Below are 6,322 nucleotides of genomic sequence, written 5' to 3'. Positions count from 1 at the left end.
AATAAAAAAGCGCCCGCAGGCGCTTTTTTCATTTGGTTGGTAAAGCCTCAATTAGCTGATCAGGCTGGCCCACAGGTCATATTCGTCGGATTCGTCGATCCGTACCTTGACCATGTCCCCCGGCTTGAGGCCGGTTTCGCCGTTGAGGTAGACCAGACCATCGATCTCCGGTGCATCGGCAAAGGAGCGGCCAGTGGCGCCCTCTTCGTCCACCTCGTCGATGATAACGGTCATCTCCTGACCCACTTTGCGGGCCAGCTTGCGGATGGAGACCTGCTGTTGCAGCTCCATAAAGCGCTGGAAGCGCTCTTCCTGTACGGCTTCCGGTACCGGATCCGGCAGCTCGTTGGCCAGTGCCCCTTCGACCGGGCTGTATTTGAAGCAGCCGACCCGATCCAGCTCCGCCTTGTCGATGAAGTCCAGCAGCATCTGGAAATCTTCCTCGGTCTCGCCCGGGAAGCCGACGATAAAGGTGGAGCGCAGGGTGATCTGCGGGCAGATCTCGCGCCACTTCTGGATCCGCTCCAGGGTGCGCTCGACGGTGCCCGGGCGCTTCATCAGTTTGAGGATGCGCGGGCTGGCGTGCTGCAGCGGAATATCGAGGTAGGGCAGTACCTTGCCATCGCGCATCAGCGGGATGACGTCATCTACGTGCGGGTAGGGGTAGACGTAGTGCAGGCGTACCCAGATGTCGAGCTTGGCCAGCTCTTCGCACAGGGCGACCATGCTGGTCTTGACCGGCATGCCGTCGTAGAAACCGGTGCGGTGCTTCACATCGACGCCGTAGGCGGAGGTGTCCTGGGAGATCACCAGCAGCTCCTTCACGCCCGCCTCTTTCAGGCGCTTGGCTTCTGCCAGCACGTCGCCGATGGGGCGGCTCACCAGATCCCCGCGCATGGAGGGGATGATGCAGAAGGTGCAGCGGTGGTTGCACCCTTCGGAAATCTTCAGATAGGCGTAGTGGCGCGGGGTCAGCTTGACGCCGTGGGCCGGTACCAGACTGGTAAAGGGGTTGTGCTGCGGCTTCTCCACATATTTGTGGACGTGACCCAGCACCTCTTCATAGGCGTGGGGGCCGGTGATCTCGAGCACCTTGGGGTGGATCTCGCGGATCTGATTCTCTTTGGCGCCGAGGCAACCGGTGACGATCACCTTGCCGTTCTCGGCCAGCGCTTCGCCGATCGCTTCCAGCGACTCTTGCACCGCGCTGTCGATAAAGCCGCAGGTGTTGACGACGACCAGCTCGGCATCGTCATAGCTGGGCACCACATCGTACCCTTCGGTACGCAGCTGGGTCAGGATGCGTTCTGAATCGACCAGGTTTTTGGGGCAACCCAAGGAGACGAATCCTACTTTGGGGGCCTGTTTTGTGTTGGACATCGCTCAATCACTCTTAGGTGGCTCTTCTTTAAGGGCGCGGATTTTACCGGAATGGTTAACCAAAAACTATACAGCCAGCATGGCAGAACCGAACAATATCTCCGACCAGGCAAGATTGGGTTGCACGAGCAGCCGGTGATGGCGCGCCCTTGGTAGGGCTATTGCCTCTGCCGTGCGGGCTTGTTGTGGGGATGCTGTTTTGTTGATTTTTCTGTCAATTTTGACGCCGTGGCGGGGAGAGCGTCAAAGGGAGTCACTATACTTCCATCACGGGGTCCCGTTGGAGAAGGCGATGGAAAGTTCATTTGGCGAAAAAATGCAAAGCGTACATGCCACGCTCAGGCAGCGCTTTGACAAGCTGAGTCGGGTGGCCATCGCGATTTACGATCCCCATACCGATCAGCTCAAGACCTTTGCCCACAGCACCGAGGGGCCCTCGCCGCTGGTGCAATATGAGGTGAAGCTGAGCGATGTCCCCTCCCTGAGTTATCTGGCGGAGCACAAGCAGCCCCGGGTACTCGGCAATCTGGATGCCCTGCGTGGCTCGGCGTCGGAGCACAGCCGCAAGGTGCTGGAGGCAGGTTATGCCTCCAGCTATACCGAGCCGCTGCTGTTCAACAGCAAGCTGTTTGGCTTTCTGTTTTGCGATGCCATGGAGCCGGGATATTTCGAGGAGCCGATCCGCAGCGAGCTGTCGGCCTATGCCCAGGCGCTCTCGGCCATCATTGCGGTGGAGTTTTTCTCCATCCAGACCCTTGGCGGCGCGCTGACCACGGCGCGGGAGTTTAGCCGTTATCGGGATGAAGAGACCGCCAACCATCTGCACCGGATGTCGGCCTACTCCCGGCTGATCGCCAAGACGCTGGCCCCGACTTGCGGGCTGAGCGATGAGGAGGTGGAGTTTATCTACCTCTTCTCCGAGCTGCACGACATCGGCAAGATCGCGGTGCCGGATGCCATTTTACTCAAGCCGGGCAAGCTGACGCCGGAAGAGTTCGAGATCATGAAGATCCACCCAGGCAAGGGGCGGGAGATGATCAGCCTGATGATCAACGAGTTTGGTCTCGATGGCATTCATCACACTGACATGCTGACCAATATCATCGCCAGCCATCACGAACGCTTTGACGGCACCGGCTATCCGCTGGGGTTGGCGGGGGAGGCGATCCCGCTGGCGGCGCGCATCGTGACGGTGGCCGATGTGTTTGATGCCCTGACCAGCGAGCGCCCCTACAAGAAGGCTTGGCCGTTCGATACGGCGTTTGCCTATCTGGAAGAGCATGCCGGCAGCCAGTTTGATCCCGCCTGTGTCGCCGCAGCCCTGCACAACAAGGCCGAGTTTTATGCCATCTATCAGCAGTATCAGGATCCGGCCTGCACTCCGAGTGTGGCGCCCAGCGGCGCCGAGCCGGGTTGAGCGCGTGTGATGAGCCTAAGGGCAAAGTGGCGGAACAAGCATGAATGAAAAGCGTAACAAGAGAGGGGGCACCAGCAGGTGCCCCCTCTCTATTTATACGTCTTTCTATTAAATGCGCCTTTAGTTTGCCGACCTTCTATCTGCGGCTATGGCGGCTGCGGTCAGGTTACTTTTTGGGCGTCGGCTCGCTGATTTGATAGAGGTGATCCGCGCAGGCGCTGGAGCAGCCACAGGGACGCACTTCTTTATCTTCCCGCTTCTGGGCAAGCTGGTATTGGCGCCACCAGATGATGGTGCCCATGGCCAGGATCAGCACGAACGAGGCGAGCAGGCTCAACAACCAGATGGACATGATCTCTTCTCCTTGATGGTGATGACATGCACGGCGATGGCATCAGTGATGATGGCAGCAACCGCCCTGCTGGTTGGCGCCTTCACTGCCGTGGCAACAAGTATGGCCTTGTCGTGAGCTCTCTGCCTGATTGCCACTACTGGTGCAACAGTGATCGGAGCCACTGTTGCAACCACCATGACAATGGCTATGACTCTGGCCTGCGCCGACGGGCTGGATGGCACGGATCGCAGATTTGCTCTGATGACGGCGAGACGGACGCCCCTGACTGGCCTCGGTTAGAGGTTGCAGATTAGCGGGGGCCAGCAGCGCGGGCAGCGGCAGGCGGGCAGAGCGGCACTGCAGAACCCGGATATTGACCGCCAGCAGGCGACCCAGCATCCGCTCGCCGATATTGCGCACCACCACCTGACCCACCTGATGATGGGTGAGGGCGTCGAGCAGCGCTTGCTTGCCGTGGCAGCCTTCGGCGGCGGCCGGGTTAGCCTGGGTGGCGATGACGTTCCCTTCGGGGTTAAGAATTTGCAGCTGCTCGGCACGGGTAAAGTGGCCAGCCAGCAACCCCTGACTCAGCATCAGGGCGCTGTTGCTGGGGTTGGTGGTCATGGTTGTGACAGCATTCATGTCGGCTCTTCTCCACTGGTTGGGTGGTCGGGCTCGGCGGGTTGCATCATCAATGCCTTGCCCAGACTCAGACACTCCACCACCTTGTAGCGCCCTTTTTTCAGGATATTGGCCAGGGTCTGGCGGGAGACCCCCATCACCAGGGCGGCCTCCTGCTGCTGCATTCCTTGAAGGTCGACGAGGCGCAATGCCTCGAACTCGTCAGGGGCCAGCGTGACCTGTTCCAGCTGATGCATGGGGCGGCCGTTGGGTTTGAAGCAGCTGTTGGCGGGGCGGCCACAGATCTGGCGGGCAATCTTGGGTCTTGGCATGGTGGCTCCTAATTGGCATAAGCCATTTATACGCTCATATGTGGCATATGCCAATAATTTTGTCGAGTGTAGAGAGCTGCGCGAATGCTGTTTACGGCAGAGGGGGGTAAAGAGAGGGAGGAGGAATACGCACAAACACTGTGAAGGTGGCAGAAACGACGCAGGCCCGAACATGGTTCGGGCCTGCGGTTTTGCAGAGGATGGCGGTTGCCTTCCCGACGCGCTTACGCCTGTTCGGCCTCGGCCTCGGGGGCTGCGTTCTCGCTACCGTTGGCGAAGCGATCCGCCCACAGGGCAATCACGCCGTCACCGGTGACGTTGCAGGCGGTGCCGAAGCTGTCCTGCGCCAGATAGAGGGCGATCATCAGGGCGATGGAGGCTTCACCAAAGCCGAGCATGGAGGTGAGCAGGCCCAGCGCCGACATCACGCCACCACCCGGTGCGCCCGGTGCGGCGATCATGATCACCCCCAGCATCATGATGAAGGGGAGCATGGTCTCGATGCCCGGAATGGCCAGATGCTCGGAGAGGAACATCACCGCGGTGGCACAGGTGACCAGGGTAATGGTGGAGCCACAGAGGTGAATGGTGGCACACAGCGGTACTGTGAAGTTGGCGATACCGTCGCTCACCCCGTTGTTCTTGCTCGATTGCAGGGCGACCGGAATGGTGGCGGCGCTCGACATGGTCCCCAGCGCGGTGAAGTAGGCCGGCAGCATGTTCTTGATGAGCTGGGCCGGTGAGCGGCCAAGGGCCAGACCGGTGCCGATAAACAGCACGGAGAGCCAGATCCAGTGCATCAGGATCGCCATCACCAGCACCACGCCGAAGGTTTTCAGGGTGGCGAATACGGTGCCTTCCACCGTCATTTCGACAAAGACGCCGGCGATGTAGAACGGCAGCAGCGGGATGATCACCTTTGCCAGCAGGCGGTCGATGATGTCACGACCCTGATCGGCGACCCGGCGCAGATCGGTGGCCTGGGTGGCGCTGATGCCGATGCCGAACACAAAGGCGGCGGCCAGTGCCGACATCACGCCAAATAGCGGCGGGATCTCCAGATTGACGTAGGAGGCGAGCTTGATAGCCGTGGCCGTGGTGGGCTCGGCGGCGGTGGTGAACTGCGGGATCAGGTGGCTCGCCACGGTAAAGGCGAACAGCCCTGCCAGAATGGTGGAGCAGTAGGAGAGGGCCACGGTTTTGCCCAGCAGCGTGCCGGAGTTTTTCGGCAGGCTGGCGATGCCGCTCATGATAAAGAACAGAATGATGAGCGGAATGGTGAAGGTGATGAGCTGACCTATCACTGTCTTGGCCGTAAACAGCACGCGCGCCACCCACTCAGGGGCGTAGAGACCGAGCAAGAGACCGGCAAGGATGCCAGCAATGAGTTTCAGGACAAGTTTCATAAGGAAATCCGGAGTTGGTTGTATTGTCTGTTTTGTTATTAAATTTTGATATTAATCACACTTTTTAACACGTCGGCCGTGTTATGTCTGCCTTTTCTGCGTTAACGCCGAGTTAAATATTGTCGAAAGCCAAGATCGCCGACTAGCTGTCGGCTTAGTGTTGAACGGGAAAATCCGTGATGAATTAGCCCGTTAGGTGGCCTGATGATCGCCACGCAGCAACATGACGTACTGGCTGGCGTGTTGACTTGTGCATGATGGCGTGTTGGTCGAGGCGGTTTCCATCGGCGCCAGTTGCAGCGCTATCCCGGATGTGGTGACCAGTTGCTGTAGCTGAGCGTGACTTATCTTGCCGCTTGGCTGCAGGGGGAAGCAGAGCGGAGCGCCCGCTTTGAGCAGGGTCGCCAGCGGTTGCAACAGGTGGACAAGGGTGGACACGTCGCCATCAAGCGGGCGGCTTAGCCAGATGCCATCGTAAGGGAGCACCGAGAGCATCTTCGCCAGCGGGCAGACCCGCACTGCTTGTCCGGATTGCTGCGAGGCGACTTTGGCGTCGGCCAGTACCGCTTCACAGGCGGTGACCACATACCCTTCTGCACGCAGCCAGCACAGATCCTCCCCCGTACCGCATTGACCATTGAGCAGGTGAGCACCGGGTTTGAGACGCGCCACAAAGGCAGCTCGAACGTGGGCGTGCTGGTCGTTAAATGGCCGGGAAGCGGGGATGGCGTCAGAGTGTGGCACAGGGGTTACCTCAAGCAGGGGGCGCACAGGGTAACAAATCGGGGCCTGACTGCCAAAGCGCGCGGTCAGGCCCCGATTTGGATGTGAG

General features: G+C 59.7%; 7 protein-coding genes. 1 reads left to right on the top strand and 6 read right to left on the bottom strand.

Translation table 11 applies throughout. The features are described from left to right. Positions 1-51 precede the first annotated feature (51 nt). Positions 52-1,380, bottom strand: coding sequence for a 30S ribosomal protein S12 methylthiotransferase RimO (gene rimO / locus AB5Y92_RS15475; RefSeq protein ID WP_058057718.1), 1,329 nt, complete (start codon positions 1,378-1,380; stop codon positions 52-54). A 292-nt stretch (positions 1,381-1,672) separates the two neighbouring features. Between rimO and AB5Y92_RS15470 the strand changes: the two genes are divergently transcribed. Beyond that, positions 1,673-2,797, top strand: coding sequence for an HD-GYP domain-containing protein (locus AB5Y92_RS15470; protein WP_368227082.1), 1,125 nt, complete (start codon positions 1,673-1,675; stop codon positions 2,795-2,797). A 166-nt stretch (positions 2,798-2,963) separates the two neighbouring features. On the opposite strand, the gene AB5Y92_RS15465 is transcribed toward AB5Y92_RS15470, so the two are convergent. From AB5Y92_RS15465 to AB5Y92_RS15445, 5 genes are all read right to left on the bottom strand, one after another. Beyond that, complete coding sequence (locus AB5Y92_RS15465) at positions 2,964-3,149, bottom strand: hypothetical protein (RefSeq protein ID WP_005338109.1); 186 nt, start codon at positions 3,147-3,149, stop codon at positions 2,964-2,966. Positions 3,150-3,191: 42 nt separating this feature from the next. After that, positions 3,192-3,773, bottom strand: a complete 582-nt coding sequence (locus tag AB5Y92_RS15460) for a NifB/NifX family molybdenum-iron cluster-binding protein (protein WP_368227081.1) — start codon at positions 3,771-3,773, stop codon at positions 3,192-3,194. Then, positions 3,770-4,084: a DUF134 domain-containing protein gene (locus tag AB5Y92_RS15455; RefSeq protein ID WP_005338107.1), complete on the bottom strand. Its 315-nt coding sequence runs from the start codon at positions 4,082-4,084 to the stop codon at positions 3,770-3,772. The genes AB5Y92_RS15460 and AB5Y92_RS15455 overlap by 4 nt, the downstream gene beginning before the upstream one ends. A gap of 224 nt (positions 4,085-4,308) precedes the next feature. After that, positions 4,309-5,490 (bottom strand): dicarboxylate/amino acid:cation symporter, encoded by a 1,182-nt coding sequence (locus AB5Y92_RS15450; protein ID WP_368227080.1) that lies wholly within the window; start codon positions 5,488-5,490, stop codon positions 4,309-4,311. 192 nt (positions 5,491-5,682) lie between these two features. After that, positions 5,683-6,234, bottom strand: a complete 552-nt coding sequence (locus tag AB5Y92_RS15445) for a hypothetical protein (RefSeq protein WP_368227079.1) — start codon at positions 6,232-6,234, stop codon at positions 5,683-5,685. Positions 6,235-6,322 lie beyond the last annotated feature (88 nt).

This window comes from Aeromonas sp. R1-1 (genome assembly GCF_040908495.1).
Lineage (GTDB): Bacteria > Pseudomonadota > Gammaproteobacteria > Enterobacterales > Aeromonadaceae > Aeromonas > Aeromonas veronii.
The sequence above is the reverse complement of the archived record's forward strand: the minus strand, read 5'-3'. Positions and strand labels throughout refer to the sequence as shown.

What these genes read in the sequence shown, in the direction of transcription:
- rimO (WP_058057718.1), bottom strand. Translation starts at nt 1,380, where the DNA reads ATGTCCAACACAAAACAGGCCCCCAAAGTAGGATTCGTCTCCTTGGGT.
- AB5Y92_RS15470 (WP_368227082.1), top strand. Translation starts at nt 1,673, where the DNA reads ATGGAAAGTTCATTTGGCGAAAAAATGCAAAGCGTACATGCCACGCTC.
- AB5Y92_RS15465 (WP_005338109.1), bottom strand. Translation starts at nt 3,149, where the DNA reads ATGTCCATCTGGTTGTTGAGCCTGCTCGCCTCGTTCGTGCTGATCCTG.
- AB5Y92_RS15460 (WP_368227081.1), bottom strand. Translation starts at nt 3,773, where the DNA reads ATGAATGCTGTCACAACCATGACCACCAACCCCAGCAACAGCGCCCTG.
- AB5Y92_RS15455 (WP_005338107.1), bottom strand. Translation starts at nt 4,084, where the DNA reads ATGCCAAGACCCAAGATTGCCCGCCAGATCTGTGGCCGCCCCGCCAAC.
- AB5Y92_RS15450 (WP_368227080.1), bottom strand. Translation starts at nt 5,490, where the DNA reads ATGAAACTTGTCCTGAAACTCATTGCTGGCATCCTTGCCGGTCTCTTG.